We start from the raw sequence: 26,905 nt of genomic DNA, 5'->3' as shown, positions 1-26,905 counted from the left end.
GTCAAGCACGTGTCGTGTCCACGCGGCGCCCGCTCCCGCCCCGCTCCCCTGTCACGGAACGCTCCGCCGCGGCCGGCGATGCGTCGCTTTGCGACAGGGGAGCGGGGCGACGGGCGGGGCGGGCGACGGGGCGGAGCGCCGGGGGCGGGGCGGGGGCGGGGCGGCGACGGGGCGGAGCGCCGGGGGCGGCGACGGCCCGGGCTAGACTGGGGCGGTCCGGCATCCCGTGATCTTGGAGCCCAGCCGCGTGACCATCCCCACTCCCGACGGCCGCGCCGCCGTCTCCCCCCGGCCCGCGACCGACACGGTCGAGAACGCCACCGCCACGCCCGAGCGCGAGCAGCCGTATGCGGCCCTCGGACTCAAGCCCGACGAGTACGACCGCATCCGCGCGCTGCTCGGGCGTCGTCCCACGAGCTCCGAGCTGGCGATGTACTCCGTCATGTGGAGCGAGCACTGCTCCTACAAGTCGAGCAAGATCTACCTGCGCGAATTCGGCCGGCGCATGACCGACAAGATGCGCGAGAGGCTCATGGTCGGCATGGGACAGAACGCCGGCGTCGTCGACGTGGGCGAGGGCTGGGCCGTCACCTTCAAGGTCGAGAGCCACAACCACCCGAGCTACATCGAGCCGTTCCAGGGCGCCGCGACCGGCGTCGGCGGCATCGTGCGCGACATCATCTCGATGGGCGCACGCCCCGTCGCCGTCATGGATCAGTTGCGCTTCGGGGCGATCGACCACCCCGACACCGCACGCGTCGTGCACGGCGTGGTCAGCGGCATCTCGTTCTACGGCAACTGCCTGGGCCTGCCCAACATCGGGGGCGAGACGTACTTCGACCCGGTGTACCAGGGCAACCCGCTCGTGAACGCCCTCGCGGTCGGCGTGCTCCGCCACGAGGACCTCAAGCTCGCCAACGCGAGCGGCGTGGGCAACAAGGTCGTGCTCTTCGGCGCCCGCACGGGCGGCGACGGCATCGGGGGCGCCTCGATCCTCGCCTCCGACACGTTCGCCGACGGCGGCCCGACGAAGCGCCCCGCCGTGCAGGTGGGAGACCCCTTCGCCGAGAAGGTGCTGATCGAGTGCTGCCTCGAGCTGTACCGCGGCGAGCTCGTCGAGGCGATCCAGGACCTCGGCGCGGCCGGCATCTCGTGCGCGACGAGCGAGCTGGCCGCCAACGGCGGATCGGGCATGAAGGTCGACCTCGAGAACGTGCTGCTGCGCGACCCCACGCTCACGCCCGAGGAGATCCTCATGAGCGAGAGCCAGGAGCGCATGATGGCGATCGTCGCGCCGGACAAGCTCGACGCCTTCCTCGCCGTGACCGGGAAGTGGGATGTCGAGACGAGCGTCCTGGGCGAGGTGACCGGCGACGGCCGCCTGCTGATCAACTGGCACGGCGAGGAGATCGTCAACGTCGACCCCTCGACGGTGGCCGTCGACGGACCCGTCTACGAGCGCCCCGTCGCCTACCCGACGTGGATCGAGACGCTGCAGGAGGACTCGGCCAGCGCGCTGCCCCGCGCGAACGATGCCGACACCCTGCGCGCGCAGTTCCTCCAGGTGCTGGGCAGCCCGAACCTCGCCGACAAGTCGTGGATCACCAACCAGTACGACTACTACGTCATGGGTAACACCGCCCTGTCGTTCCCCGACGACGCAGGCATGGTGCGCGTCGACGAGGCGTCCGGCCTCGGGTTCGCGATCGCCACCGACTGCGACGGCCGCTTCTGCCAGCTCGACCCCTATGCGGGAGCGCAGCACGCCCTCGCCGAGGCGTACCGCAACGTCGCCGTGACGGGCGCCGTGCCCACCGCCGTCACCGACTGCCTCAACTTCGGCAGCCCCGAGAACCCCGAGGTGATGTGGCAGTTCCAGCAGTCGGTCGAGGGCCTGGCCGACGCATGCCGCGAGCTCGGCATCCCGGTCACGGGCGGCAACGTGAGCTTCTACAACCAGACGGGCGACCAGCCGATCTACCCCACCCCCGTCGTGGGCGTGCTCGGCATCATCGACGACGTCGCCCGCCGCATCCCGAGCGGGTGGCAGGACGCCGGCGAGAACATCTACCTCCTCGGCGTGACCGCCACCGAGCTGAGCGGCTCCGAGTGGGCCGCCGCGGTGCACGGACACCTGGGCGGCCGCCCCCCCAAGGTCAACCTCGAGGCCGAGAAGCAGCTCGCCGAGCTGCTCCACGCGGCATCCCAGCAGTCGCTCGTCTCGAGCGCGCACGACCTGTCGGGTGGTGGCCTCGGTCAGGCCCTCGCCGAGGCCGTGCTGCGCTTCGGCGTGGGCGCACGGGTGTGGCTGCGCGAGATCATCGAGCGCGACGGGGTGGATGCCGCATCCGCGCTCTTCTCCGAGTCGACCGGTCGCGTCATCGTGACCGTCCCCCGCGAGGACGACGTGAAGTTCCGCGGCCTGTGCGAGGGGCGCGGGTACCCCGTGCTGCGCATCGGCGTGACCGACGCCCCACCCACGGGCGAGGCCGAGCTGGAGATCCAAGACCTGTTCACCGTGCCCGTGTCGGAGCTCTCGCGCACGTGGCGCGAGACGCTTCCCGCGGCCTTCGGCCCCACCGTCGGCGAGTTCGTGGCGCCCGCGGTGCCCCCGGTCACGTGAGCGGGCCGATGTCGGACGACGACTACGGCGATCTCGGCGCGAAGCGTCAGAAGCGCATGAGGGTGGTCGCGTGGGTCGTGATCGTCGCGCTCATCCTCGGCGGTGGCGGGGCGACCGTCGTATCGATCTTCTTCGGCTGAGTCGCGGCACCGAGCCTGCTGACGCGCCCAGGCGGCGCGGTTAGCATGGCGGCATGGAGCCTCTCTTCGCGTTCGCCGCGGAGCTGTGGTGGCTCGGCCCCGCGGCGATCGCCGGCGCCGCCGCGTCCTTCGCGGGCCTCCGGTACGGTCGCCGGCGGCGCGCCCGCACCCTGGAGTACGCGGGGGCGCGGCACGAGCTGACGGTGGCGCGGTCACGGCTGCAGGCGGCGCGGGCGCGGGCGAAGGCCGCTCAAGCGGCCCTGCTCGTGGCGAAGAGCGATCGGCAGAGCGGTCGGGGCGCGCCCGGCGAGGTCGAAGCGGCGCGGACGGCCGTCGGCGACGCCCAGCGCGAGGCGCGCGCCGCCCACACCGCACTGCGCGGCCGACGCGTGCAGGTGAAGGCGGCCAGGGCGCTGCTGCGCGGGATGCCGCGGGGCGACGAGCACCTGCCGCTGGCCCGGCTGGTCGCCGAGCACGACGCCGTTGTCGCCCGATGGATGGCCTACGAGACCGACCCGGCGAAGGCCATCGCGTTTCCGACGATGAGCGACGCCCACGTGCCCGCGACGGCGACCCTGCTGACGGCCATGGATCGGGCATGGTGGCTGCGCCCCCGCCCGGGGCGCCCGACGCTGACGCCGGAGGAGTTCGCCCGCTACCGCGCGGCCGTGACCGAGGTGGAGACGGCCTTCCGCGTCGCCGAGGCCGCGGCCTGGCGCGCGGCGGGCGCGGGAACACCGGGACCCGACGGCGGCGACGCGCGCGGCGGCCTGCCGCCGCTGCTGCGCGGAGCGTGGAACGGCTTCCTCGAGGGCACGCGGGCAGTCGCCGCCTCGGCCGCGGCCGCAGCGGCGGAGGCGGCGCGCGACGCCGTCTGGCGGGCCGCGAACCGGGATCCGGGCGCGGAGGGACCCGCGGCATCCGCCGCCCGCGCGGGAGCGCCGGAGGAGGCGGCGCCCCCGGCATCGCGGGGGACCGCTGCCGGTCAGCCCGCGGAGGCGGCGCCGCAGCCCGACGCGGGGGCAGCGCCTCCCCCCTCCTCGCCGCGCCGCCCGACGTGGCCGGTGCCCCGCCGTTCCGCGGAATGACGTCCCGCGCGCTCGCCGCTGACGCGTAGCATGACGGGGTGGACTTCGGGGAGTTGTTCGCCAACTACTGGTGGCTGATCTTCCCCGTCATGGCGATGGCGGGCGGCATCGGGGGCGCCTGGCAGAAGGCGCTCGAGCGCCGACACGTCCGCCGGCTCGAGGTGCTGCGGGCCAAGAGCGGACTGCGCGCCGCGTCGCAGGCCCCGGCAGGCGCCGTGAGCCCCGACCGCGCCACCCGCGTCGACGACTCCCCCGCCGCCCGGCTCCAGCGCCTGTTCGAGGCGCATGACGCGGTGACCGCTCGATGGCTCGAGTACGAGCTGGATGTCGCCAAGCTGATCGCCTTCCCCGCGATGAGCGACGGTCGCCAGCCGCTCACCGCCGCATTCCTTCGGGCCAAGCGCACGGCGGACGGGTTCCGCCCGGCGTCGGCGAAGGCGAGGATCAGCAAGGACGATTTCGCCGATTATCGCAATGCCGTGCATGAGTACGAGGCGGCGTTCGACATCGCCGAGCGCGACGCGCGGCGGCTTCGGGACCGATCGTTCACCGAGGCGGAGCGCAAGCGGCTCGACACCGCGAAGCAGTTGCTGACGGTCGCCGTCGACCAGGCCGCGACCCCGGCCGAGCGCCAGCTGGCCTACCGACGCGTGCGCGAGGAACTCGACGGGCTCATCTCCGTGTCGGACGAGGCCATCGATGTGCTCGAGAAGCGCGTTGCGCTGGAGCTCACCTCGGCTGCGGAGCCGCCGGACCCGGGGGCAGCGGGTGCGGGGGCGGCGGGTGCCGTGAGCGAGCCCGCGGACGGCGCAGGCGAACCGGGAGCGCCGCGGGCTCCGGCATCCGAGGAAGCGTCGCCCTCCGCCGAGGACCCACCCGTGAGAAGACGCACGGGACCGGGGACGCCGCCCCCTCCGGGGCGCATCACCCGTCCGCGCGCCTGATCCCGCATCCGGACCGGCGGCCGCATCGCGGGTTAGCACCGTCCCGCGTGACAACAATCCGGAGACTTCGCGCGGCCATGGGCCCCTGCCGCCTGTCCACCCCGCCCGGCCACGTTGCTTCCGGAGTGTTGTCCCGCCCGAGGCGTCGACCAAGCGACGAACCGCGTGCCGGGCGACGTCGTACGCGGCACCGATGCCGGCGCACGCCCCCGCCCCGCCTCCACGAAGAAGCGGGCCCCGGCCGAAAGCCGGGACCCGCTCACAGGATCGCTAGGACCGGATCACTCGGTGATGATCGTGTCGAACGCGTCGGGGTTGGCCTCGAGCCAGGCCTCGATGGCCTCGGCCTCGTTGCCCTCGCCGTACTCGTTCACGACCATGTCCTCGAGCGAGGCGTACTGCGCGTCATCCAGCTGGATGCCGGCGATCAGCTCGGCCGCCTCGGGGAAGCGCTCGGAGAAGTCGCTCGTGCCGAGGAAGTGCAGCGCCTCGGGCTCGCCCATAGCGCCCCTCGGGTCCTCGAGGTCGCGCAGGTTGTACGCGTCGTTGGCCCAGAACGGGCGCCACGAGGTCACGACGATGTTCTCCTCGCCGGCGATCGCGTTCTCGAGCTCGGTGAGCATCGCGGCGGTCGACGAGGTGACGAGCTCGTACTCGTCGCCCAGCTCGTAGGCGGGGATCATCGAGTCCTGCGTCACGCCGGTGAGGCCGGCGCCGGGCTCGATGCCGATGATCTGGCCGCCGAACATGTCGGCGTTGCCCTTGAGGTCTTCGATCGAGGAGATCTCGACGTAGTCGGGAACCGCGATCGTGAGCACGGCGCCCTCGTAGTACGCGCCGATGTCCTCGATGTCGTCGCCGTACTCCTCCATGTACGAGGCGTGCGTGACCTCGGGCCAGGCCGACGGGTACATGTCGACATCGCCCTGCGCGAGCCCGGCGTACAGCGGGCCCGCCTCGGTGAGCTCCTGCATCTCGACCGTGTAGCCGATCTTCTCGAGCTGGTTCTGGAGCAGGTAGGCGGTGCTGAGTCCGTCGGTCCACGAGGGGAGGAACCCGAGCGTGATCGTGCCCATGTCCTCCGAGCCGTTGTCGCCGTTTCCGTTGTCACCGGCGTCGCTCGAGCAGCCGGCGAGCGTGAGCGTCGCGGCCGCGCCGAGGGCGAGGATTCCTGTCAGCTTGCGATTTCTCATGGTGCGTCCCTTCATCTTCATGTGTGATTGCACTCGTTCCGTATGGGTCTTCAGTTGTGAGTCTTCGTCGGCTGCACGCGTCAGACGGCACCGCCGCCGACGGGCGCGCGCCGCGGCGAGGCGACCTCGCGCTCGGTCTGCTCGGCCACGGCGTTCGAACCGCCCTCGGGCGCGTCACCGCTCGACCCCTGCGCCGCACGACGGCGGCCGAGGGCGCGTCGCAGCGAACTCGGATAGTCGGCGGGATTGCCCAGCGCGGCCGTGACGCGGTCGAGGAAGACCGCGAGGATGACGACGCCCAGGCCCGCCTCGACGCCCTGCGCGAGGTTGACCGTCGAGACCGACTGCACGACGATCTTGCCGAGCCCGTCGGCACCGACGATGCCCGCGAGGACGGCCATCGACAGCGCGAGCATGATGACCTGGTTGACGCCCGCCATGATCGTCGGGGTGGCGAGGGGCAGCTGGATGCCGCGCAGGATCTGTCCCGGCGTGGCCCCGAATGCGTGCCCCGCCTCGACGGTCTCGGAGTCGACGCCTCGGATGCCCAGCTCGGTCAGGCGCACGCCCGGGGGCAGCGCGAAGATGACCGTCGCGACGAGGCCCGGGACGACCCCGATGCTGAAGAACGTGATCGCGGGGATCAGGTAGACGAACGCGGGCATCGTCTGCATGAAGTCGAGGATCGGCTTCAGGATGGCGCGCACGGTGTCGTTGCGCGCCGACCAGATGCCCAGCGGGATGCCGATCAGCAGCGCCACCAGCGTCGCGACGAGCACGAGCGAGAGCGTCTGCATCGCCGGCACCCAGAGGTCCATCGCGACGATGAGGGTGAACGTCAGTGCGGTGCCCAGTGCCATCTGCCAGGACCGGAAGAACCAGCCCAGCAGCGCGAAGAGGGCGATCGCCACGAACGCGGGAATTGCGGTGAGTCCGTCGGTGAGGCCGTCGACGAGGAAGCGCACGACCACGGTGATGACGTCGAACAGCCCCGCGAGGTTGTCGCGCAGCCAGTCGACGGCCGTGTCGATCCAGTCTCCGAGAGGAATGCGGAACCCGTCCATCAGCGCACCCCCTCGCTCTCGCCGGTCGACGCTCCGTCGGCGGAGTCCGCCAGGAGGGCATCGATCTCGGTCGAGGGCATCGGCTGCGGAAGGATGGTGATCTCCGAGGTCTCGTTGGGGCCGGGGCCGAGGGCCGCCAGCAGGGTGACGCGCGGGATGACGCCGACGAGGCGGCCCTCGTCATCCGTCACCGCGAGCGGCAGCTGCGACTCGACCGCCGGGACGAAGAGGTTCATCAGGACCTCGTCCTGCGACACGCTCTGCGGCACGGGGGAGATGATCGAGGCGAGCGAGTTCTCGCCGCGACGCACGAGCTTGACGGCATCCCGGTCGGTCACGATGCCGAGCAGGCGCCGATCGCGGCCCACGACGTATGCGGCCGACGAGTAGGCGTCGCGCATCTGCCGCAGCGCCGTGCGGGGTCCGCCGCTCTCGCTCACGACGGGGCGCGGACGCTCCATGACGTTCGCCGCCGTCAGCACGCGGGCCCGGTCCACGTCCTGCACGAATTGCTCGACGTAGTCGTTGGCGGGGTCGGTGAGGATGTCCTCGGGCGTGCCGATCTGCACGATGCGCCCGTCGCGCATGACCGCGATCCGGTCGCCGAGGAACATCGCCTCGTTGAGATCGTGCGTGATGAACACGATCGTCTTCTGCAGCTTCTGCTGCAGCGAGAGCAGCTGCTCCTGCATCTCGCGACGGATCAGGGGGTCCAGCGCACTGAACGCCTCGTCCATGAGCAGGATGTCGGTGTCGGCGGCGAGGGCGCGGGCGATGCCCACGCGCTGCTGCATTCCGCCCGAGAGCGCGGAGGGGAGCTTGTCGCCCCACCCTTCGAGCCCCACCATGCCGAGGATCTCCTCGGCCTTCGCGAGCCGCTCGGACTTGCCGACCCCGCGCAACTCGAGCGGGTAGGCGACGTTGTCGGCCACCGTGCGGTGGGGCAGCAGGGCGAAGTGCTGGAAGACCATCGAGACGCGGTCACGACGGATCTCGCGCAGCTTGTTCGGCGGGATGTCGGTGATGGTCTCGCCCTGCACCGTGATGGTGCCGGCGGTGGCGTCGTGGAGGCCGTTGAGCATCCGGATGATGGTCGACTTGCCGGATCCGGACAAGCCCATGATGACGAAGATCTCGCCGGGGGAGACGGTGAAGCTGGCGTCGATGACGGCGGCGGTCCCGGCATCCGCGACCTGTGTGCGGCTCTCTCCGGCGCTCAGCCGCTTGACGGCCTGCTTCGGGTTCTTCCCGAAGACCTTGTAGAGGTTCTCTACCTCGATTGCGTGCGCGACGGTCACTGCTGACACCTCGACGGCCCGCTGCGCTTCGTGGGGCCGCATCGGTTACGCCCGGGTGATGATCACCGGCGATGCAGGGGCCTTCGGGTGGCCCCGGCGGCATCGCTACCGGCGGAGTACATCGGGTTCTCCGCCCAGATCATCGACCGTACGTCCCCGTCTCCTCACCCGAAGTTCTCGGGGGCGGCGGGGGCGCGGACTGGTCTTGTGGGCCGTGAAGGCCCGACTTCGAGGGAATCAGAGATGGATGCCTCGGTCAAGTTCGGGGACCCTCCGCAGACGGGGTTGACACGCAGCCCTCCTGCATGGTTCATTAGTTAGGTAACTAACCAGGGAGCTGGGCACGAGGAGAGTACGTGATCGAAGACGGCAGAGCGCTCTTCCTGCAGATCGCCGAGGCGATCGAGGACCAGATCGTCGACGGGAGTCTGGGCGAAGAATCCCAGGCCCCGTCCACAAACGAGCTTGCCGCCTTCTACCGCATCAACCCCGCGACCGCCGCGAAGGGAGTGAACGTGCTCGTCGACTCGGGAGTTCTGTACAAGCGACGCGGCGTCGGCATGTTCGTCACCGCCGGAGCGCGCGATCGGGTGCTCTCGGCTCGGCGTGAAGCGTTTGCAGATCGTTACCTTGAGCCTCTCCTCGCGGAGGCACGGCGGCTCGGGATCAGCCCCTCGGACCTCTCCGCGCTGATCCGAGAGCGTGCAGGATCCGCCTTGCCCGCCCCCTCCCCCGACCACCCCGAAAGGACCGACGCATGACCTCCGTGATCGAGGTGCAGAACCTCACGAAGAGGTACCGCGACACCCTCGCCGTCGACGACGTGAGCTTCCGCATCGAGAAGGACTGCATCTACGGCCTGCTCGGCCGCAACGGGGCCGGCAAGACCACCGTCATGTCGATCCTCACGGCGCAGAACTTCGCGACCTCGGGCGATGTGCACATCTTCGGCGAGCACCCGTACGAGAACAGCCGCGTGCTGCGGCGCATGTGCTTCGTGCGGGAAGGCCAGAAGTACCCCGACGACGCGCTGCCGCTGCACGCCTTCCGCACCGCGCGGCTGTTCTTCCCGAACTGGGACCAGGGCCTCGCCGACCGGCTCGTCGCAGACTTCCAGCTGCCCCTCAAGCGCCGCATCAAGAAGCTCTCGCGGGGTCAGCTCTCGGCCGTCGGCGTCATCATCGGCCTTGCATCCCGCGCGGAGATCACGTTCTTCGACGAGCCCTATCTGGGCCTCGACGCCGTGGCCCGCCAGATCTTCTACGACCGCCTGCTCGAGGACTACACCGAGCATCCGCGCACCGTGATCCTCTCGAGCCACCTCATCGACGAGGTCTCCAACCTCATCGAGAAGATCATCGTCATCGACCAGGGCCGCATCCTCATGGACGAGGACACCGACGCCGTCCGCGACCGGGCGGCCACGATCGTCGGCGATGCGGTCGCGGTCGACGCCTTCACCGCGGGACGCGAAGTGCTGCACCGCGAGAGCCTCGGGCGCGTCGCGTCGGTCACGGTCCTCGGCGCGCTGAGTGTCGAGGATCGGGCACGCCTCGACGCCGCCGGGCTCGATGTCGCTCCCGTGTCCCTGCAGCAGCTGATCGTCCGTGTGACGCAGAAGGCCGCCGACGACCGCGCCGCGGCATCCCTCGGCGGCGCCGTCCCGTCCGGCACCCCCCGAATCGCCTCCGATCTCGACGATGGAGCACTCCGATGAGCCGCACCCTGAACGTCGTCCGCATGCAGCTGATCAACCGGCAGACCTACCTCTGGGTGCCGCTGATCGTGCTCGGCGGCTCCCTCGTGATCACGATGCTGATCTGGGCGATGCTTCCGCCCGGTTCGGAGAAGTACAGCGGCGGCGCGCAGGCGCCCCTGTGGTACTTCGGCGTGGTCGGCGTGCAGGCGCTGACGCTCACGTTCCCGTTCTCCCAGGCCATGAGCGTCACCCGCCGGGAGTTCGCGCTCGGCACCTTCCTCACCGCGGGGCTGACCGCCGGCATCCTCTCCGCGATCTTCGTCGTCGGCGGGCTCATCGAGCAGGCGACCGTCGGGTGGGGGCTGAACGGCTACTTCTTCTTCCTCGACTGGATCTGGCAGGCCGGACCGCTGGGGGCTGCGCTGTTCTACTTCGTCGTGGCGATGCTGTTCTTCGTGGTGGGATTCTGGGCCGCCACCATCTACAAGCGTTTCGGTGCGACGTGGCTCACGATCACCCTCGTCGGGGTGGGGCTCGTCCTCGTCGGGCTCATGTGGCTCACCGGGCGTTTGAACGCCTGGGCCGGCGTCTTCGGGTGGTTCGCGGCGCAAGGCTCCACCGGGCTGGCGCTCTGGGGAGTGTTGCTCGTCGCGGTTCTCGCCGCATCGGCGTTCGCGACCCTGCGCCGCGCCGTTCCCTGAACCGGGGCGCGGATGCCGCGGCGCGCCCCGGGCGCGCCCGCCCGTGACGAATCCGACCGTCGCCGGTGGCCGTTCCGCTCACCGATACGAGCCGCGATCGCGACCGTACGGCTTCCATATACTCGCCCGCGTCGACGCTGACCGCGCAGTGCCGGCGAGGACGGGAGGCAAGGTGCAGTGGAAGATCCGACGCAGGCTCGAGGGGAAGCTGCCGCGAGCACGAATACCGGCGTCCTGATCGTCCACGGAGCCGACCGCGCTGGCATCGTGGCCGCCGTCACCCGCGTCCTCGCGGCACACGGAGCGAACATCGTCTCGCTCGACCAGTACACCGATGACCCCGGGGGCGGCGCGTTCTTCCAGCGCACGGTCTTCCACATGAACGAGTTCTTCGCGATGCGCCCGTCGCTGGAGGCGTCGCTGGAGGCTGAGCTGACCACCCTCGGCCTCCAGTGGCGTCTCGTCGACCGCTCGCAGCCGAAGCGCGTCGCGATCCTCACGTCGACGTCTGACCACTGTCTCCTCGACCTCCTGTGGCGACACCGCCGCGGCGAGATCCCGATGACGGTGCCGATGGTGATCTCCAACCACACCAACGTCGCGGAGGATGTGCGCAGCTTCGGCATCCCCTTCATCCACGTGCCGAGCCAGGGCCCCGACAAGTCGGACGCCGAGTCGGAGATCGTGAAGCTGCTCAGCGGAAACGTCGACGCCGTCGTGCTCGCGCGCTACATGCAGATCCTCAGCCCCGCCTTCCTGGGCGACGTCGCGGTGCCTGTGATCAACATCCATCACTCTTTCCTGCCCGCCTTCATCGGCGCCGGCCCCTACCGGAAGGCGAAGGAGCGCGGAGTGAAGCTCATCGGCGCCACGGCCCATTACGTGACGGAAGAACTCGACGAGGGTCCCATCATCGAGCAGGACGTCGTCCGCGTCACGCACGCGGACTCTGCAGCCGGCCTCCAGCGCAAGGGCGCGTACGTCGAGCGCGAGGTGCTCTCGCGCGCCGTGCTCGCGCACTGCGAAGACCGCGTCATCCGCAACGGCCGGGAGACCATCGTCTTCTCGTGACGGCCGGATCCTGACGCGGGCGCCGTCAGCCGGTCACCGGCGGCGGCGGCGCGCCCCGCTTCTCGGCGAGGGTGACGGACCCGGAGCCCCAGTGCGTCAACGGCACCTCCGTGACGATCACGCGGATGCTCTCGACGGGCGCCGCGAGGGACTCGGCGACGGCGTCGGTGACGCCGCCGATGAGCGCACGGATCTGCTCGGGATCTCGCCCTTCGGCGATGGATATCTGGACGAACGGCATGGCGGCCTCGATCCTCAGAACCGCGCGGGCGGGTCGGCGCGGAGAATCATGCCGGCCTCCGCGGTGACATAGCGATTCGGGGTGCGGTAGGCGGTGGGCCCGGAGTGGGGCGTGCCGTAGGTGTCGAACTCGGCGGGCAGCGGAGAGCCGTACCAGATGATCGCGTCGTCGATCGTGTCCTGAGCCCAGCGCACCGGCTCCCACGACGGGTCGGTGACTTGATACCCCGGCGTGCCGACGAGCTCGATGCGGTTGCCGCCGGGTTCGAACACATAGATGAACTGCGCCTGGCTGATCGCGTGCGCGGCGGGACCGGCCTCGAACTCGATGCCGTGGTCGGTGAGCACGTCGCACGCATCGATGAGGTGCTGCGTGTTGCCGTAGAGGAAGGCGACGTGGTGCAGGCGGCCGCCCCCTCCGGCATCCTTCACGAGCGCCACGTCGTGGGATCGCGTCATGCTGCGCAGCCACGCACCGGCCTCCACGTCGTCGCCGAGAACGATGTGCTCGCTCAGTTTGAACCCGAGCTGCTCGGCGAAGAAACGCTTGTTCGCGGTCACATCCAGCGACAGCAGATTGACGTGGTCGAGCGCCCGCACCGGGACCCCGGAGAGCGGGCGGCGCTGCACGCGGTTCAGCACGACGCTGCGCTGATCCTTCTCGGGACGGTAGTACTCCACCTCCCAGTTGATGCGCTGCACCGATCCATCGGGCGTCGTGAACTCGTACGCGGGGCCGACTCCGACCTCGCCCTCCACCCAGCCCCGCCCGAGCCCGCACCGGTCGATGGCCTCCACGCGGCGTTCGAGGGCCTGCGGCGACGTCGCCCGCCAGCCCGCGTATCCCATCCCCGGCTTCTCGCGATGGGTGATCTTCAGGGAGTGCGCGTACGGATCCTCGTAGCCGCGCAGGAAGACGGAGTCGCCCGAACGGGCGGTCTCAATCATGCCGAGCAGGTTCGTGAAGAACCAGACGGTCTCGTCGACGACCGGAGAGAAGAGCTCGAACGTCGACAGGTCGGCGACGTCGAAGATCGGCTCCGGGAAGTCGTGCGCTGAAGCGCTCATCGTGCGTTCTCCTTCGAATGCGGTGTGGCGGGTGAATACGGCGCGGCGGTGCTACCGCCCGACGCTCAGATGGACGGTGCCGAGGTGAGTGAACTCCGCCGCGAGAGATGCGCCGGGCGTGAGCGCGATGGCGTCGGTGAGACCCCCCGTGAGCACGATCGCGCCCGCCGGGATCTCCTGCCCGCGCGCGCCCAGCGCGTTCGCTGCGAGCGCGAGCGCCTCGGCCGGGTGCCCCTGCACGGCCGCGCCCGTGGCGGTGTCGACGACGTCGCCGCCCACCGAGAGGACGACGGCTTCGAGCGCGAGATCGAGCTCGTCGGGTCGCCGGCCGACGCCGCCGACCACGAAGAAGGCGGATGACGCGTTGTCGGCGACGACGTCCGGGAGCCCGAAGTCGTAATCGACGTACCGGCTGTCGATGATCTCGAACCCGCCGTAGACCCGGTCCACGGCGGCGAGCGCCGTGGCGGCCGTCACCCCGGGACCGCGGAGCGGCTGTCCCATGACGAAGACGAGCTCGGGTTCGGCCCGCGGCTGGATGAGCCGGTCGAGCGGCACCGGGACATCGGCCGGGAGGATGTATGCGTCGGTGAGCACTGCGGTCAGCGGGGAGGAGATCCCCATCCGCTCCTGCTTGGCGCGGCTGGTCAGACCGAGCTTGATGCCGACGACGGTTTCGCCGGCGGCGACACGCTCCTCCACGAGGGCGTTCTGCACCCTGTAGGCCGTGTCGAGGTCGAGACCCTCCCACTCTCGGGTGAGACGGCCCCGGGGCGTCCGCGTCGCCTCCGCGCGGCGGAGTGCCGCGACCGCGGAGGAGATGTCCTGGATGCTCATCGTGTCACTCCGATCGCGTCGGGATTGTTCGCATCGGGAGGGCCGGTCTCGGCCGCGAGCTCGATCGCGACGTCGATGATCATGTCCTCCTGACCGCCCACGTAACCGGCCTCCCCGACACGGCGGAGGATCTCGTGGGACGGCACGCCGTAGCGCTGCGCCGCGACTTGCGCATGCAGGAGGAACGAGTTGTAGACGCCGTACCGGCCCTGAACGATCGCGTCGCGGTCGATCCTCGGCACGGTCGGGATGAGCGGTGCGGCGACGTCCTCCGCGGCCACGAGGATCGAGGGGAGGTCGACGCCGGTGGGCACGCCCGCAGCGTCGAAGGCGGCTACCAGGACCTCCGTCGGGGTGTTGCCGGCACCGGCACCGAGCGCCCGCAGCGTACCGTCGATGCGGCGCGCTCCCGCCTCGTAGGCCGCGAGCGAGTTGGCGACGCCGAGGCCCAGGTTCATGTGTCCGTGGAAGCCCACTTCGACGTCCGTGCCGAGCTCGTCGACGAGCGCGGTGACCCGGTCGCGCACGCCGTCGGGCAGCAGCGCGCCGGCGGAATCGACGACGTAGACGCACTGGCATCCGGCATCCGCCATGATGCGCGCCTGCCGCGCGAGCTCGCCGGGTGGCGTCCGATGCGAGAGCATGAGGAACCCGGCCGTCTGCAGACCGAGCTCGCGCGCCGCCCCGAAGTGCTGGATGCTGACGTCGGCCTCGGTCGAGTGGGTCGCGATCCGTACGTACGTGGCGCCCGCCGCGACCGCCTCCCGCAGGTCCTTCACCGTCGCGACCCCGGGCAGGAGCAGCGCGGCGATCCGCGCCCGCTTCACCGAGCCGGCGGCGGCGGCGATGAGCTCGAGCTCCGGCACGGCACTGAAGCCGTAGTTGAACGAGGAGCCGGAGAGTCCGTCGCCGTGCGTCACCTCGATGACATCGACGCCGGCGGCGTCGAGCGCGGCAGCCACCGCCGTGACCTGCTCGACGGTGAACCGGTGGGCGACGGCGTGCGAACCGTCGCGGAGCGTGGTGTCCGTGATCCGGACGCGAGGCGATTCGTTCACGCCGGGGCCTCCATCCCGCGCGGGTGCGCCGCACCGGTCTCGGGCTCCCCGATCAGGAGCTCGGCCGCGCGGTTCGCGGCGGCGGTCATGATGTCGAGGTTGCCCGCCCACGGCGGCAGGTAGTCGCCGTTGCCGGCCACCTCGAGGAACACGGCGACGCGGCCATAGCCGTGCCAGCGCTCATGCGGGTCGTCGAACTGCGGGTCGGCCTTCAGCCGGTAGCCGGGCACGTACTCCTGTACGGCGGCCACGGCGTCGTGGATCGAGGCGGTTATCGCATCGCGGTCGGCATCCCCGCCGATCGCGGCGAAAACCGTGTCGCGCATGACCAGCGGCGGATCGACGGGGTTGAGGATGATGATGGCCTTTCCGCGCTGTGCGCCGCCGATCTGCTCGATCGCCCGCGCGGTCGTGGCGGTGAACTCGTCGATGTTGGCGCGCGTGCCGGGACCGGCGGAGCGCGACGAGATCGACGCGACGATCTCGGCGTAGGAAACGGGCGTGACCCGGCTGATCGCGTGCACGATCGGAATGGTCGCCTGGCCGCCGCACGTGATCATGTTGATGTTGTCGGCGTCGCGGTGTACGTCGAGATTCACCGCCGGGCACACGAACGGCCCGACCGCGGCGGGCGTCAGGTCGATCGCGGTGATTCCCGCCTCGGCGTAGCGCGGCGCGTTGGCAAGATGCGGCCCGGCGGCGGTCGCCTCGAAGACGATGTCCGGCAGCTCAGGCCGCGCGAGAAGCCAGTCGACACCGCCCGCCGACGCTTCGAGACCGAGTCGTCGCGCGCGCGCCAAACCGTCGGATTCGGGGTCGACACCGACCATGTAGCGCACGTCGAAGACGTCGCGGCGGATGAGTTTGATGAGCAGGTCGGTCCCGATGTTGCCCGGACCGACGATGGCGACCCGCGGTCGCCGCGTCCCCGTATCCACATGTGTCCTTTCGGTTCAGCCGGCGAACCGCGCCGTGACGGAGCCGAGCCCGGCGAATTCAGCGGTGATGATGTCGCCGGGAGCCGCGGAGACGGCGGCGGTTACCGCGCCGGGAAGCACGACCGATCCGGCCGGAATGGTGGTGCCGAGGGCGCCGAGCGTGTTGACGAGCCAGACCAGTGCCGAGATCGGCGATCCGAGCACGGCGGCCCCCGCTCCCGTGTGCGCGATCCGGCCGTTCCGCCGCAGGACGGCGCCGGTCAGGCGGAGATCGACGCCGTCCAGCGAACGGGGCGTGCTGCCGAGCACGACGCCCCCGGCGGAGGCGTTGTCGGCGATCGTGTCGGTGAGGGAGATCTTCCAGTCGGCGATGCGGGAGTCGATGATCTCGAGGGAGGCGACGGCGGCGTCGATCGCGCGCACGGCGTCCGCGGCGGTCACCCCGGGTCCGGCGAGATCGCGCCCCAGGATGAAGGCGATCTCGGGTTCGACGCGCGGCTGGATGAAGCGGTCCGCCGAGATCGGCGCGCCACTGAGCACGAAGTCGTCCTCGAGGAGATGACCGAAGTCGGGGCTATCGACGCCGAGCTGGCGCTGGATCGCCGCGGACGTGAGCCCCACCTTGTACCCGGCGATGCGGCCGCCCGCCGCCCGCCACACCTCGACCTGCTCCAGCTGGACCCCGTACGCCGCGTCGATGCTGTCCAGACCCAGCGGGGCGATCGGTCGACGATCACGTCGCGCGGCCAGGAGACGTTCGGCGGTATCGGAGAGGAGTGGGGCTGTCATAGTGCGACCTCGCTGTCGGGTGATGCCACTGTCGCGTCCGCCGCCGAATCCGCCAAGGAGGCGATCCGCTCACCGAGACAGCCCCCGGTCTCGACCGTCGCCTCCGGCTACCGCACGGAGCGGCGCACCTCCGACGGCAGCAGCCCGTACGTGTCGCGAAAGACCTGCGCGAAACGGCCGAGATGGGTGAACCCGTTCGCCGCCGCCACGTCGGAGACCGAGATGCCCGCGAACGCGGGGTCGCGCAGCGCCGCATAGCACCTGCGCAGACGCACGTTGCGGAGGTACCGCATCGGGGATACCCCGAGCTCGCGCCGGAAGGCGATCTGGAGCGACCGCCCGCCGACGCCCGCCTCCGCGGCCAGGGTGGCGAGCGACCAGGGCAGTTGCGGGTCCGCCTCGATTCGGTCGACCACGGATGTCACCGCGCTGCGCTCCGAGGGCGGTGCGTCGTGCAGCCGCGCAGACCAGTCGTGCGTCTGGCTGAGAAGCAGGCTCGTGAGGAAGGCATCCACGACCCGGCCGGCGAGCGGTCGAGGCACCGGGTGCGTGCCGAACGGATCGACCTCGCGCGCGAGGAGGCAGAGCGCGGACACCCAGGGGGAACGGGGGGACTCCGACGACCGCCGGAACCGCGGGGGACCGCCGACCGGATACCCGAGCAGGATCGCAAGGTGCCGCGTGATCACCGCCTCCGGGATCTTCAGCGCGATGCGATCCAGGTCGCGGTCGAGCTCGAAGGCCACGGCATCCCCGGGATTGAGCACGAGTCCCTGCCCGCGGCGCATCGTGACCGCCTCGTCGAGGACGCGCGCGCCGCCGCGCCCCGTGATCGGAAGCTGCACGGAGTAGTAGTGGATGGGATCCGTCGCGACCACGGCGTCGGAGCCGTAGCGGAGGCGACCGATGAGGAGCTCGTCGAGATCGACGGCCCCGAGGCGCGCCTCCCCCGCCCCGAGCCTCAGCCGGTGCGGGGAGAACATCCGGCTCCCGGCATCACGAAGCTCGTCTTCGTCGGCGCTGGCGAGGACGTGATATTGCAGCGGGTCGGGTCCCACGTCGTCTCCTTCGACGATCCCACCGTTCAGTATCTCCTCCGGCGCATGGGATGCGCCAGCGGTTACGTTACGGGCCGGCTACACGTCGCCGAGTTCCGCCCGGGTGTGCGCGAGAACCCCACCGATGTCCTCGAAGACGGCGTCCGGGCGGCGCGCCGCCGGCAGGGCGTCGGCGGTCGCGCGGTCGACGCCGCCCGTCAGCACGAGGTACGACGTCCCGCCGATCACGCGCGCGAGCTCGACCTCGGCGAGCGCGTCGCCGACGACGACGACGTCCTCTGGAGCCACTCCCATCCGCGCGGCGAGCGCGAGCCCGAGTTCGCGGGAGGGTTTTCCGGTGACCTCCGGCTGCACCCCCGTCGTCCAGGCGATGCCGGCCGCGATCAATGCCGAGCTCGTGATGCCCTTCTGCATCCCGCCATGGAACCAGCGCTGGCCGACCGTGCTGTAGAAGGCTGCCCCGGCGTCGACCGCGAGCGCCGCCGCGTCGAGGTCGGCCGTTCGGAACTCGACGCCGTCGCCTACGGCGACGACACTCGCGGACCTCGCACGCTCGCCCACGGCGACATCGACGCCGTATGACCGGACGGTGTCGGCGAACGCGGGGCTGCCGACGACGGCGACGGTCTCCCCGGGATGCCGTCGGGCGATGAGATCGGCGGTCATGCTGCCCGCCGTCTCGAAGTGCGCGTCGTCGACCGGGATGCCCTCGGCTCGCAGACCTGCAGCGTACGTGTCCGGCGGGTTGCCGGACGCGTTCGTGCAGACGACATAGGGCTCGCCGACGCGATCGAGGAGCGCGATGAACTCGGCGGAGCCCTCGATCGGCTGTCCACCGTCGCCGCCGTAGCGGGCCGCACGCACGAGGCAGCCGTCCACATCGATGATCCAGCCACGGCGGCCGGGGGTGCTGGGGGTCATGACGTCTCCTCGGGTTCGCGAATCGGATAGGGGGGTTGACGATGAATCGACAGGGCCTCGACACTCTGCGCATGCGTTCCATTGAGCGAGACACGACGATGCCGTCGATGATCAGCCGCGTGTCCACGATCCTGCGGCTCTACCTGCGCGAGGAGAGCGAATTCACGGTGTCGGAGCTCAGCCGCCGCACCGGCATCCCGAAGGCGTCGGTCTCGCGGATCGCACGCGACCTGGTCGACGAGAGCATCCTCGAGCGCGACGGGGACCACTTCCGCCTCGGGATCCGGCTGTTCGAGCTCGGCCAGCAGGCGAGCCGGACGACGGATCTCAGGCGCGTTGCAGCGCCCTACATGTACGAACTCATGTCGGCCACGAAGCAGACCGTGCACCTCGCGGTCTTGGAGGGCACCGAGGTCGTCTACGTTCACCGGCTCCGCAGCAAGCTCACACCGCCGCTGCCCTCCCGCATCGGCGGTCGACTTCCGGCGCACGCGACCGGTGTCGGGAAGGTGCTGCTCGCGTTCAGGCCGCTGGAGGAACTCGATCGCCTGGGCGATCCCCCTCTCGCGGCGCTCGGGCCGCGCACCATCACCGACCCGGAAGTCCTGCGCAGCGAGCTCCACACGATCCGAATGAACCGACTGTCATACGAGCGGGAGGAGTCGGTCGCGGATGTCGGGTGCGCCGCCTCTCCGGTGCTCGACGCGAACGGCCGCGCCGTCGCAGCCCTGTCGGTATCGGTGCATCTGTCCTCCACGGACCTCACCAAGATGGGACCCGCCGTCGCCGTGGCGGCCCGCGCGCTGTCACGGCAGCTGGGCGCACCGGGCCGGCCGGGCTCGGCGGAGTGAGCCCGGCCGGCGCGAGCAGGATCAGTCGTGCAGGCGCATCGGCGTCTGCATCATCGCCAGGATGCGGTCGACGGGCGTTGCTCCGCGCGCGCGCTTGGTGGCGACACGGTTGCTCCACACCGTCTCGGGACGCGTCTGCAGCAGGAACAGCTCCCGCACGCCGGGTTCGCCGGGACCGAGAGCCCACTCGATGTCCTGCCGAGACCCGAGCCGCTCGTCGACCGACTTGCCCATCCGGGCGATCGCGAGCGCCTCGTCGTCGGTCACGCACGCGACCGCTCGATCCTCGTCCGAGACGATCCGGAGGACGACCTCGTCGGCCTCCGGATCGAGTCGGTACGCCTTCTCCTTCGATCCCACGGCCCTCGACCGGAAGCCGAGGGTCACCCGGTCGACGCCGAAGCTGTCCGGCGTGACTTCGCCCGAGACCAGGCCGAGCCCGAGCCCGTAGGTCGCCTCGACGTAGATCTCCGACGCGTCGCCCGTCGTCGGGTTCAGCGTGAGCATGACGCCCGCGACGCTCGACTCGACCATCTCCTGGACGACGACCGCCATCGAGACCTCGCGCACGTCGACGCCGTTCTTCACGCGGTAGGCGATGGCCTGCGGCGTGAAGAGGCTCGCCCACACCTTCGCGACGTGCTCGACCACGGAGTCGCCGCCGCGGACCCACAGGTAGCTCTCCTGCTGGCCCGCGAACGACGCCTCCGCGGTGTCCTCCGCCGTCGCGCTCGAGCGCACGGCGACCGGTGCGTCGTCGTACCGCCCGTATGCCTCGCGGAGGCCGTCCGCGAGCTCGGGGGAGAGAGGGGTCGAGAGGAAGAGCTCTTCGATCTCCTGCGAGGCCCGCGCCTGTTCCTCGACCGACTCCGCCCCGCTCGAGATCGCCACGATCCGCTCGTCCAGCCCCGTCCGGCGGATGTGGTCGAGGTACGCGCCCGTCGTCACCACGAAGGCCGAGGGCACGGGCGCCTCCAATCCGATCAGCCGGACGAGGCCGACGCCCTTGCCGCCCAGCACTGCCGGGTCGGGCGGGGTGGAGGGGGTCAACCAGATGATCTGCTCGCTCATGTCTTCTCCTCTCAGACCGGCCCGGGCGCTACGCGCGCTCCAGGATGGTCACCAGTCCCGTGTCCCCATCGACCCGTATCCGGTCTCCCGTCTTGATCTTCGTGGTGCCGTTGCCCGTCCCGACGACCGCGGGCAGGCCGTACTCGCGGCTCACGATCGCCGCGTGGCTCATGATGCCGCCGATGTCGGAGACGGCGGCCTGGATCTTGTTGAAGATCGCGCCCCACGCGGGCGCGGTGATCGGGCAGACCAGGATCTCGTCCTGAACGACCTCGCTCAGCTGGCTCGCGTCGCGGATCACGCGTGCGGTGCCCTCTCGCACGCCCGGCGACGCCGGAACGCCCCGCAGCGCATCGGGATCGTCGTCGCCGTCGCCCAGCCAGACCTTGATCCGGTCGGTCGTGATGCCCCACAGCAGCACCGTGAACGGCTCCGAGATCTCATCCGGGATCGGGCCGAGCGCGGGCGGCGGAGTCCAGCCTCGCAGGGCGGCGAGGATCCGCTTGCGGTCCGAGATCTCGGCCTTCCACGGGGTGTGACGCTTGCGCGCGCCGGTCGCCCAGCCGAACACCATCTCGAAGAGCGCCTGGCCGACCTCCCATCGGTTCAGCATGAACACGTCCTCGCGGTCCTCGATGAACCCGCCGGTCACCAGTCGGTCGCCGACGTCGCGCATCTTGTTCCAGAAGATCGTGTGGAACCAGTTCTCGATGTAGAAGTTGTGGTCCTCGACATACGGATCGACGAGCCTCGCGAGGTCGACGTTCTGGTCGAAGATGACGCGTTCCTCGTCGTTGGGCAGCAGATTGCGGTACTCGCTCGTGACCCGCTCGCGGCGGGCGAGGATCTCCTGGGTGGGGCGGTCGATGCTCTCGCCTGCGAGGAGCTTCCCGATGTACCCGGTGAGCGCGACCCACGGGACCGTGAGGTCGTCGACCCACGAACGCTCGTGGTGGTAGAGACCCGTGCCGCCGGAGAAGTTGAACCACGGCTCCTTGGCCGCTTCGAGCCGCGCGATCCACTGGTCGCCCTCGGGCGTCCCCGCGAGCCGCGCGATCGTGGCCTGCGGGTCGTCGGCGCCGTCGGTGAGCTCCTCGTGGATGCCGAGCTCGATCGCGAGACGGGCGAGGGCCTTGATCTCGTCGTCCGGACGGAAGAACAGGATCTCGTTGCCCGCGACCATCTGGACGATCGTCTCGTCCTTGATGCCCGGGAAGGACTCCTTGCAGAAGGTGAGGAGGTTGAGATACGCGGCGTACGCGAGGTTCAGCATCTCGAAGTGGTACTGGTAGGCGAGGAAGATGCTCTCGATCAGCTTGTCGTACGCGCCGATGAGGAGATGCCCGCTGCTGACTCCCGTGGCGCCGGTAACGATCTTCTCGTCTTCGAGCCGCGGGAGATCGGGGATCTCGAGCGCCTCGACCTCGCGGATGACCGCCTCCATCTTCTCCTTCCACTTCTCGAACAGGTCGTCCCAGTTCTCGTAGTAGTAGGTGGCTCGCTCTGCGAACAGCCGCGCCCGCTCACCGATCCATTCGACGTCGCTCACCGCGACGGGACGGATGTACAGGTAGCCGTTGAGGATGCGCTGGTCGATCCCGTATGCGGGCGGCACCGGGAAGATGCGCGAGTTGAACTCGCCGAGGCCCACCCCCCATGCCTCGTGGCTGATCATGTCGAACGGCGGAAGCGCCTCCATGTGATGCATGGAATCCCAGAACCACAGGGTGGCGTCTTCGTCATCACGGTTCTCGGGCGAGAAGCGCATGTACGCGGGGTACATCCGCTCCCAGCCCTCCGCGCCCTCGGCGTCGTCACCGAGGACGGGATCTCGAAACTCTCGATGGTCATGTCTGATAACTCCTTTGTCATCTCTGGATGGGGTGGAAAGGGAAACCGGCGCCGCCCGAAGGCGGCGCCGGTCTCGTCACGCTTTCGTGCGGTAGTCGGTCCGCGCGTAGTCGCTGTAAGGCGCGGGCGCGACGGTGACGCGGATCTCCTTCTGGCGGTGGCTCTCCACGCGGGCCTTGCCCGAGTTCGGCTCCTCGCCCCACAGCAGAGTCAGCTCTCGCCCCTCGACGGCGTACTCGCTGTCGAGGATCGCGACCGAGAGCACCTTCCGGTAGATCGACGCCGCGCCCGGGTATCCCGAGGTCCCGACGTGAACCCCGTCGGCGCGCACCGAGTCGTATCGGAAGGTCGTGTAGCCGGGTCCGCCGGGCAGCTGCAGCATCTTCGCGTTCTCGCCCTCGTTGAACCACGAGCGATAGATCGATGCGACGTCGTCGGGGTTCCAGATCAGCGTGACCTTCTTCTTCCGGGCCGGGACGCCGTCGTCGACCATCCTCTGCAGCGCCTCGCGGCCGATGAAGTCGTGGTCGAACTTCAGCGCTCGGTCGTAGCCGAGCGCGAACGGGGTGAGGTAGTAGTCCTCGACGTTGTCGGAGAAGAAGCTGCCGCCGAGCGGCGCCGTCGCCTCGAACGACCGATCGCTCAGCCAGTCACGGTAGTCGGCGAGCTCGGGGCTCGTGTAGATCGCGGGCAGGACGCCCGGCAGGTATCCCGAGTAGACAGCGGTGGTGAAGTAGGCGTAGGCGCCCGTGCGAGTCATCCCGTGCTTCTCGCCGGCGGCGAGGAGGGCACGCGTGACGACGTCCTTGTCCTCCCACTTGCCGAAGATCTCGTAGCCGGGCTGGCCGACCATGCCGTGCCGGAGGAAGGTGATCTCCCGGCCGTAGACGCTCGCCTGAGACATGTGGAAGAAGCCGAGCTCGGGGAGCTCGCCCCCGAGCAAGTCGCGGACGACGTCGGGCGCGGTGGGTCCCTGCACCTCGTAGCGGAAGTACTCGGGGTCCCCTGCACGCGAGAACGAGGTGCCCTCGCGGCGGAAGCGGAGCCTGTTCGGGGTGATCGCGTACTGATACTCGACCCAGTCCATGACGCCCCACGGGCCGACGAGGATCGCCTTCTCCTCGGAGATGCGGAACAGGATCCCCTGGCCGATGAGGAAGCCATCGGGGGAGCACGCGACGAGCTGCTTCGCGCGGTTGACGCCGAAGTTGGCGAATGTGTTGATGCCGATGCGCGCCAGGAACGGCACGAGGTCCGGCCCTTCGAGCGTGATGGTCACCATGTGGTGACTCTGGTCGAGAAGTCCGCACGTGGTGTGCCACGCGAGCTGCTCCGATTCCCAGTTGGTGTACTCGCGGGGCACCTCGATCGGCACGACCTGCGGGCTCGCCGTCGAATTGCGGAGCAGCTCCACTGGGCTTCCGGCCTTCTTCACGGCCTCGGTCAGCGATCCCATCCGTTTCCTCGTTTCCTCGTTTCGGGACGAGCGGGAGGGTTCGGTCACCGGAGCCTCATCGCTCGACAACGGCGTCCGGGATGGTCCGCGGGCGCCCAACTGGCTCGGGACGTTACTGGAGGCGCGTTCCGTCGTCACGGGCCCGTCTCGCTGATCGATACGGACGGCAAGCGTCTCGCTCATCGGAACATCCGGCGTCTGGCGATCGGACCGGCGGACAGTGGCTCACTGCGGTCGCCCGAGTGGGCGGGCGCCGATATGCAGAGCGGGTGCGGAGCCTCAGCGCCCGTTGGCCGCCTGCTCGTGGTGGTGGATGACCTCGGCGACGACGAAGTTGAACCACTTCTCGGCGAAGGCGGGATCGAGGTCGGCGTCCAGGGCCAGCCGGCGGAGCCGGGCGACCTGGTGCTCCTCGCGGGCGGGATCGGAGGGGGGCATCTCGTGGGTGGCCTTGAGCACGCCGACCTGCTTCGTGCACCGGAACCGCTCGGCCAGCATGTACACCAGCGCCGCGTCGATGTTGTCGATGCTCGCGCGCAGCCGGAGCAGCTCGGCGCGCGCCTCCTCGTTCCCGGTCACCGATTCGCTCACGGTGTCGAGGGTACCGGGCCCGACCGCCCTAGAGTGTGACCATGACCGACCCCGCGCCCCCCGCGCACCCCTCCTCGTCGTCGGGGATCCGCTCGTTCTGGGCGAAGATCGACCGCCCCTTCACCGTGGGCTTCACCCTCACCCTCGGCGGTCTCGCGGCACTTCTCCTGGGGCTCGCGGCCAGCAACCTCGCCACCGTGATCATCTACATCGTGCTGGCACTCTTCGCCGCGCTGGGTCTCGAGCCCGTCGTCGACTGGCTTATGAACCGCGGCGTCAAGCGCGGATGGGCCATCGCAATCGTCTTCCTCGGCGTCGCCGTCGTCCTCGTCGGCATCCTGTGGCTCGTGATCCCCACGGTCGTGGAGCAGATCTCTCAGTTCATCCGCGACATCCCGGGGCTCGTCACCGCCGCCGAGCAGTCGGAGTGGTTCGCCTTCCTGCAGGCGCAGTTCGGCGCCGCCGTGCCCGACATCGTCAACAACATCGAGTCGTTCCTCACCGACCCCGGTAACATCGCCGCGATCGGCGGCGGCGCGGTGCAGGTGGGCATCTCGATCGTGTCGGGCATCTCGGGCGCGTTCATCACCCTCGTCCTGACGCTCTATTTCATCGCTTCGATGCCGGCGATCAAGCAGGCCTTCTACCGCCTCGCGCCCGCGCGCAACCGCCCGGGCCTGGAGACGATGACCGAGCAGATCACCGGCTCGATCGGCGGATACCTCATCGGCATGGTCGTGCTCGCGATGGCGAACGCGATCTTCGCGTTCATCCTGCACCTCATCCTCGGGCTGCCGTTCCCGGCGCTCATGGCCGTCGTGGCCTTCCTCATCACGCTGATCCCGCTCATCGGACCGGTGCTCTACTGGATCATCGCGAGCGTGATCGCGCTCTTCTCCGACCCCGTCACGGCCCTCATCTTCGCGGGCCTGTACCTGGCGTACATACAGGTCGAGGCATACGTGCTGACGCCGCGGGTCATGAACCGCACGATCGAGATCCCGGGCGCGCTCGTGGTGATCGGCGCGCTCGTCGGCGGCACGCTGCTCGGGCTGATCGGCGCCCTCGTCGCGATCCCGGTCTCGGCATCCATCCTGCTGATCATCAAGCAGGTCTGGGTACCGCGGCAGGACGCCAAAGTCTGACGGGCATCGTCGGAGGGCTCAGGGGCGTGCGGGCAGCAGCCGCGTCGGCGACGGCGCCGCGGTGCGATGGCGCACGCGCCCGGGCACGCCGGTGCGGATGTCGAGGCTCATCGACACCACGTCGTTGGAGCGCTGACCGGCCACGAGCAGCGTGTCGCGCACCACGAGGTGATGGCGCGGCCAGTCGACCCCGGCATCGACGAGGGCCACCGGGGCGAGCGACTCGCCACCGCCCCGCACGCGCAGCACGGCGATCGTGTTGCTGCCCCTCAGGCCCGCATAGACGTACTCCCCGTCGCGGGAGAGCGTGATCTCGGCGCCGGTGTCGTCGGGGAGGGATGCCGCGGATGCCGCGGCTCCCGCGACGAGCCGCCACCGTCCCGTCTCGTCGGCCGCGAGCACGAACACCTCGCGTGAGAACTCCGTCACGACGTAGACATGGCCGCTCGGGTGCCACACGAGGTGCCGCGGTCCCGAGCCCGCGGGCAGGACGACCTCGTGGTCGGCGCGCAGCCCGTCGGTGCCGCGGCGCCAGATGCGCACGAGGTCGAAGCCGAGGTCGGTCGTCGCGATGCGCCCGTCAGGGAGGAACAAGCTGGCGTGGGCCCGCGAGACGCGCTCCTGCGTCTGCGGGGAGCCGGGATGATCCGCGGGCTCGTCGATCGCGGGGACGAGGTGCGCGTACTCCTCCCCTGCGGCCTCGCGCAGGGCGCGGACGGCGGCGCGCAGGTCGATGTCGGCGGGGCCGGTGGATGCCGCGGCATCCGCCCGATCGGCGCGTTCCGGCGCATGCGGATCCGTCGCGGCGGCGGCCGCCGCGATATCGCCGGGCGCTCCCTCGGGGGAGAGGGCCACGCGCACGACGCGGCCGTCGCCCCAGCACGTCGCGACGAGGAACCCGGCATCCGGCGACACGGCGACGTGACAGACGGCCTCGCCCACCTCGACCGGGCGGCCGAGCGGCGCGAGGCTCGCCTCGTCCGTGCGGCGGAAGGCCTGCACGCGGCCCTCGCTCTCGAGGGCCGCGTAGACGACGTCGCGCACGGGGTGCGCGGCCAGCCACGACGGGGACTCGGCGCGCGCCGCCGTGCCGACGAAACCGAGCGGGCCGCCCGCCGTCCCGGCATCCGCCTCACCGGCCGCGAGCACCCCGATGCCCTCGGCGGCGGAGTCCATCGCCGCGCCCCAGCCGCCGAGCCAGAGCAGCACG

The 26,905-nt window shown here is 70.2% G+C and carries 26 protein-coding genes; 10 read left to right on the top strand and 16 right to left on the bottom strand.

What is annotated here, in order from left to right; genetic code table 11:
• The first annotated feature begins 247 nt into the window (after nucleotides 1-247).
• From purL to RYJ27_RS00340, 4 genes are read left to right on the top strand one after another with little or no spacing between them, the layout of a single operon-like run.
• Nucleotides 248-2,623: a phosphoribosylformylglycinamidine synthase subunit PurL gene (gene purL / locus RYJ27_RS00355; protein WP_330170831.1), complete on the top strand. Its 2,376-nt coding sequence runs from the start codon at nucleotides 248-250 to the stop codon at nucleotides 2,621-2,623.
• Nucleotides 2,624-2,631: 8 nt separating this feature from the next.
• Nucleotides 2,632-2,763: a hypothetical protein gene (locus RYJ27_RS00350; protein WP_330170830.1), complete on the top strand. Its 132-nt coding sequence runs from the start codon at nucleotides 2,632-2,634 to the stop codon at nucleotides 2,761-2,763.
• A gap of 53 nt (nucleotides 2,764-2,816) precedes the next feature.
• Nucleotides 2,817-3,851, top strand: a complete 1,035-nt coding sequence (locus tag RYJ27_RS00345; RefSeq protein WP_330170829.1) for a hypothetical protein — start codon at nucleotides 2,817-2,819, stop codon at nucleotides 3,849-3,851.
• A gap of 38 nt (nucleotides 3,852-3,889) precedes the next feature.
• Nucleotides 3,890-4,795, top strand: coding sequence for a hypothetical protein (locus tag RYJ27_RS00340; RefSeq protein ID WP_330170828.1), 906 nt, complete (start codon nucleotides 3,890-3,892; stop codon nucleotides 4,793-4,795).
• 281 nt (nucleotides 4,796-5,076) lie between these two features.
• Here the strand turns inward: RYJ27_RS00340 and RYJ27_RS00335 are convergent, their stop codons facing one another.
• The 3 genes from RYJ27_RS00335 to RYJ27_RS00325 all read right to left on the bottom strand — a co-directional run bounded on the left by RYJ27_RS00335 (nucleotide 5,077) and on the right by RYJ27_RS00325 (nucleotide 8,392).
• A complete protein-coding gene (locus RYJ27_RS00335) occupies nucleotides 5,077-5,988 on the bottom strand; it encodes a glycine betaine ABC transporter substrate-binding protein (protein ID WP_330170827.1) in 912 nt (303 codons plus the stop codon).
• 80 nt (nucleotides 5,989-6,068) lie between these two features.
• Nucleotides 6,069-7,052: an ABC transporter permease gene (locus RYJ27_RS00330; RefSeq protein ID WP_330170826.1), complete on the bottom strand. Its 984-nt coding sequence runs from the start codon at nucleotides 7,050-7,052 to the stop codon at nucleotides 6,069-6,071.
• The gene (locus RYJ27_RS00325; RefSeq protein WP_422732846.1) at nucleotides 7,052-8,392 is read right to left on the bottom strand and encodes a quaternary amine ABC transporter ATP-binding protein; all 1,341 of its coding nucleotides are present in this window, start codon (nucleotides 8,390-8,392) and stop codon (nucleotides 7,052-7,054) included. The genes RYJ27_RS00330 and RYJ27_RS00325 overlap by 1 nt, the downstream gene beginning before the upstream one ends.
• A 314-nt stretch (nucleotides 8,393-8,706) precedes the next feature.
• On the opposite strand from RYJ27_RS00325, the gene RYJ27_RS00320 reads away from it, so the two are divergent.
• The 4 genes from RYJ27_RS00320 to purU all read left to right on the top strand — a co-directional run bounded on the left by RYJ27_RS00320 (nucleotide 8,707) and on the right by purU (nucleotide 11,821).
• Complete coding sequence (locus RYJ27_RS00320) at nucleotides 8,707-9,111, top strand: GntR family transcriptional regulator (RefSeq protein ID WP_330170824.1); 405 nt, start codon at nucleotides 8,707-8,709, stop codon at nucleotides 9,109-9,111.
• Nucleotides 9,108-10,067, top strand: a complete 960-nt coding sequence (locus RYJ27_RS00315) for an ABC transporter ATP-binding protein (RefSeq protein WP_330170823.1) — start codon at nucleotides 9,108-9,110, stop codon at nucleotides 10,065-10,067. The genes RYJ27_RS00320 and RYJ27_RS00315 overlap by 4 nt, the downstream gene beginning before the upstream one ends.
• Nucleotides 10,064-10,750 (top strand): hypothetical protein, encoded by a 687-nt coding sequence (locus tag RYJ27_RS00310; protein ID WP_330170822.1) that lies wholly within the window; start codon nucleotides 10,064-10,066, stop codon nucleotides 10,748-10,750. The genes RYJ27_RS00315 and RYJ27_RS00310 overlap by 4 nt, the downstream gene beginning before the upstream one ends.
• Before the next feature lie 177 nt (nucleotides 10,751-10,927).
• Nucleotides 10,928-11,821 (top strand): formyltetrahydrofolate deformylase, encoded by an 894-nt coding sequence (gene purU / locus RYJ27_RS00305; RefSeq protein WP_330170821.1) that lies wholly within the window; start codon nucleotides 10,928-10,930, stop codon nucleotides 11,819-11,821.
• A gap of 25 nt (nucleotides 11,822-11,846) precedes the next feature.
• Here purU and RYJ27_RS00300 read toward each other — a convergent pair whose 3' ends face one another.
• From RYJ27_RS00300 to RYJ27_RS00265, 8 genes are all read right to left on the bottom strand, one after another.
• On the bottom strand, nucleotides 11,847-12,062 hold the full coding sequence (locus RYJ27_RS00300; RefSeq protein ID WP_330170820.1) for a 2-hydroxymuconate tautomerase family protein: 216 nt from the start codon (nucleotides 12,060-12,062) through the stop codon (nucleotides 11,847-11,849).
• A 14-nt stretch (nucleotides 12,063-12,076) separates the two neighbouring features.
• Nucleotides 12,077-13,129, bottom strand: coding sequence for a VOC family protein (locus tag RYJ27_RS00295; RefSeq protein WP_330170819.1), 1,053 nt, complete (start codon nucleotides 13,127-13,129; stop codon nucleotides 12,077-12,079).
• Between the two features lie 51 nt (nucleotides 13,130-13,180).
• Complete coding sequence (locus tag RYJ27_RS00290; protein ID WP_330170818.1) at nucleotides 13,181-13,966, bottom strand: 2-keto-4-pentenoate hydratase; 786 nt, start codon at nucleotides 13,964-13,966, stop codon at nucleotides 13,181-13,183.
• Nucleotides 13,963-15,024 carry a 4-hydroxy-2-oxovalerate aldolase gene (gene dmpG / locus RYJ27_RS00285; RefSeq protein WP_330170817.1) on the bottom strand — a complete coding sequence of 354 codons (1,062 nt, stop codon included), beginning with the start codon at nucleotides 15,022-15,024 and terminating at the stop codon, nucleotides 13,963-13,965. The genes RYJ27_RS00290 and dmpG overlap by 4 nt, the downstream gene beginning before the upstream one ends.
• Nucleotides 15,021-15,962 (bottom strand): acetaldehyde dehydrogenase (acetylating), encoded by a 942-nt coding sequence (locus RYJ27_RS00280; protein WP_330170816.1) that lies wholly within the window; start codon nucleotides 15,960-15,962, stop codon nucleotides 15,021-15,023. Before RYJ27_RS00280 ends, dmpG begins: the two co-directional genes overlap by 4 nt.
• 15 nt (nucleotides 15,963-15,977) lie before the next feature.
• Nucleotides 15,978-16,751, bottom strand: coding sequence for a 2-keto-4-pentenoate hydratase (locus RYJ27_RS00275; RefSeq protein WP_330170815.1), 774 nt, complete (start codon nucleotides 16,749-16,751; stop codon nucleotides 15,978-15,980).
• A gap of 107 nt (nucleotides 16,752-16,858) precedes the next feature.
• Entirely contained in the window at nucleotides 16,859-17,809 is a 951-nt protein-coding gene (locus RYJ27_RS00270) for an AraC family transcriptional regulator (RefSeq protein ID WP_330170814.1), read from the bottom strand.
• Between the two features lie 78 nt (nucleotides 17,810-17,887).
• Nucleotides 17,888-18,730 carry an HAD-IIA family hydrolase gene (locus RYJ27_RS00265; protein WP_330170813.1) on the bottom strand — a complete coding sequence of 281 codons (843 nt, stop codon included), beginning with the start codon at nucleotides 18,728-18,730 and terminating at the stop codon, nucleotides 17,888-17,890.
• Between the two features lie 71 nt (nucleotides 18,731-18,801).
• Here RYJ27_RS00265 and RYJ27_RS00260 point away from each other — a divergent pair, with 71 nt between their 5' ends.
• Nucleotides 18,802-19,581 (top strand): IclR family transcriptional regulator, encoded by a 780-nt coding sequence (locus tag RYJ27_RS00260; RefSeq protein WP_330170812.1) that lies wholly within the window; start codon nucleotides 18,802-18,804, stop codon nucleotides 19,579-19,581.
• A gap of 21 nt (nucleotides 19,582-19,602) precedes the next feature.
• Here the strand turns inward: RYJ27_RS00260 and RYJ27_RS00255 are convergent, their stop codons facing one another.
• The 4 genes from RYJ27_RS00255 to RYJ27_RS00240 all read right to left on the bottom strand — a co-directional run bounded on the left by RYJ27_RS00255 (nucleotide 19,603) and on the right by RYJ27_RS00240 (nucleotide 24,550).
• The gene (locus RYJ27_RS00255; protein ID WP_330170811.1) at nucleotides 19,603-20,652 is read right to left on the bottom strand and encodes a PEP/pyruvate-binding domain-containing protein; all 1,050 of its coding nucleotides are present in this window, start codon (nucleotides 20,650-20,652) and stop codon (nucleotides 19,603-19,605) included.
• Nucleotides 20,653-20,680: 28 nt separating this feature from the next.
• Entirely contained in the window at nucleotides 20,681-22,510 is a 1,830-nt protein-coding gene (locus RYJ27_RS00250) for a PEP-utilizing enzyme (RefSeq protein WP_330172070.1), read from the bottom strand.
• Between the two features lie 69 nt (nucleotides 22,511-22,579).
• The gene (locus RYJ27_RS00245; RefSeq protein WP_330170810.1) at nucleotides 22,580-23,959 is read right to left on the bottom strand and encodes an aminomethyl transferase family protein; all 1,380 of its coding nucleotides are present in this window, start codon (nucleotides 23,957-23,959) and stop codon (nucleotides 22,580-22,582) included.
• Between the two features lie 279 nt (nucleotides 23,960-24,238).
• Nucleotides 24,239-24,550, bottom strand: a complete 312-nt coding sequence (locus tag RYJ27_RS00240; RefSeq protein WP_396662891.1) for a chorismate mutase — start codon at nucleotides 24,548-24,550, stop codon at nucleotides 24,239-24,241.
• A gap of 41 nt (nucleotides 24,551-24,591) precedes the next feature.
• Between RYJ27_RS00240 and RYJ27_RS00235 the strand changes: the two genes are divergently transcribed.
• Nucleotides 24,592-25,695, top strand: coding sequence for an AI-2E family transporter (locus RYJ27_RS00235; RefSeq protein WP_330170809.1), 1,104 nt, complete (start codon nucleotides 24,592-24,594; stop codon nucleotides 25,693-25,695).
• A gap of 18 nt (nucleotides 25,696-25,713) precedes the next feature.
• Here RYJ27_RS00235 and RYJ27_RS00230 read toward each other — a convergent pair whose 3' ends face one another.
• Complete coding sequence (locus tag RYJ27_RS00230) at nucleotides 25,714-26,904, bottom strand: lactonase family protein (protein WP_330170808.1); 1,191 nt, start codon at nucleotides 26,902-26,904, stop codon at nucleotides 25,714-25,716.
• Between the last annotated feature and the right edge of the window lies 1 nt (nucleotide 26,905).

The sequence above is a fragment of the Microbacterium limosum genome (assembly GCF_036324365.1).
Taxonomy (GTDB): domain Bacteria; phylum Actinomycetota; class Actinomycetes; order Actinomycetales; family Microbacteriaceae; genus Microbacterium; species Microbacterium limosum.
Note: the sequence above shows the minus strand (reverse complement) of the source record. Positions and strands in the feature narration are given on the sequence as shown.

Coding starts and splice junctions, on each gene's coding strand:
- RYJ27_RS00330 (WP_330170826.1), bottom strand. CDS start 7,052: ATGGACGGGTTCCGCATTCCTCTCGGAGACTGGATCGACACGGCCGTC.
- RYJ27_RS00260 (WP_330170812.1), top strand. CDS start 18,802: ATGCGTTCCATTGAGCGAGACACGACGATGCCGTCGATGATCAGCCGC.
- RYJ27_RS00290 (WP_330170818.1), bottom strand. CDS start 13,966: ATGAGCATCCAGGACATCTCCTCCGCGGTCGCGGCACTCCGCCGCGCG.
- RYJ27_RS00295 (WP_330170819.1), bottom strand. CDS start 13,129: ATGAGCGCTTCAGCGCACGACTTCCCGGAGCCGATCTTCGACGTCGCC.
- RYJ27_RS00255 (WP_330170811.1), bottom strand. CDS start 20,652: ATGAGCGAGCAGATCATCTGGTTGACCCCCTCCACCCCGCCCGACCCG.
- RYJ27_RS00315 (WP_330170823.1), top strand. CDS start 9,108: ATGACCTCCGTGATCGAGGTGCAGAACCTCACGAAGAGGTACCGCGAC.
- RYJ27_RS00350 (WP_330170830.1), top strand. CDS start 2,632: ATGTCGGACGACGACTACGGCGATCTCGGCGCGAAGCGTCAGAAGCGC.
- RYJ27_RS00345 (WP_330170829.1), top strand. CDS start 2,817: ATGGAGCCTCTCTTCGCGTTCGCCGCGGAGCTGTGGTGGCTCGGCCCC.
- RYJ27_RS00235 (WP_330170809.1), top strand. CDS start 24,592: ATGACCGACCCCGCGCCCCCCGCGCACCCCTCCTCGTCGTCGGGGATC.
- RYJ27_RS00245 (WP_330170810.1), bottom strand. CDS start 23,959: ATGGGATCGCTGACCGAGGCCGTGAAGAAGGCCGGAAGCCCAGTGGAG.
- RYJ27_RS00300 (WP_330170820.1), bottom strand. CDS start 12,062: ATGCCGTTCGTCCAGATATCCATCGCCGAAGGGCGAGATCCCGAGCAG.
- RYJ27_RS00275 (WP_330170815.1), bottom strand. CDS start 16,751: ATGACAGCCCCACTCCTCTCCGATACCGCCGAACGTCTCCTGGCCGCG.
- RYJ27_RS00335 (WP_330170827.1), bottom strand. CDS start 5,988: ATGAGAAATCGCAAGCTGACAGGAATCCTCGCCCTCGGCGCGGCCGCG.
- RYJ27_RS00310 (WP_330170822.1), top strand. CDS start 10,064: ATGAGCCGCACCCTGAACGTCGTCCGCATGCAGCTGATCAACCGGCAG.
- RYJ27_RS00265 (WP_330170813.1), bottom strand. CDS start 18,730: ATGACCCCCAGCACCCCCGGCCGCCGTGGCTGGATCATCGATGTGGAC.
- RYJ27_RS00325 (WP_422732846.1), bottom strand. CDS start 8,392: ATGCGGCCCCACGAAGCGCAGCGGGCCGTCGAGGTGTCAGCAGTGACC.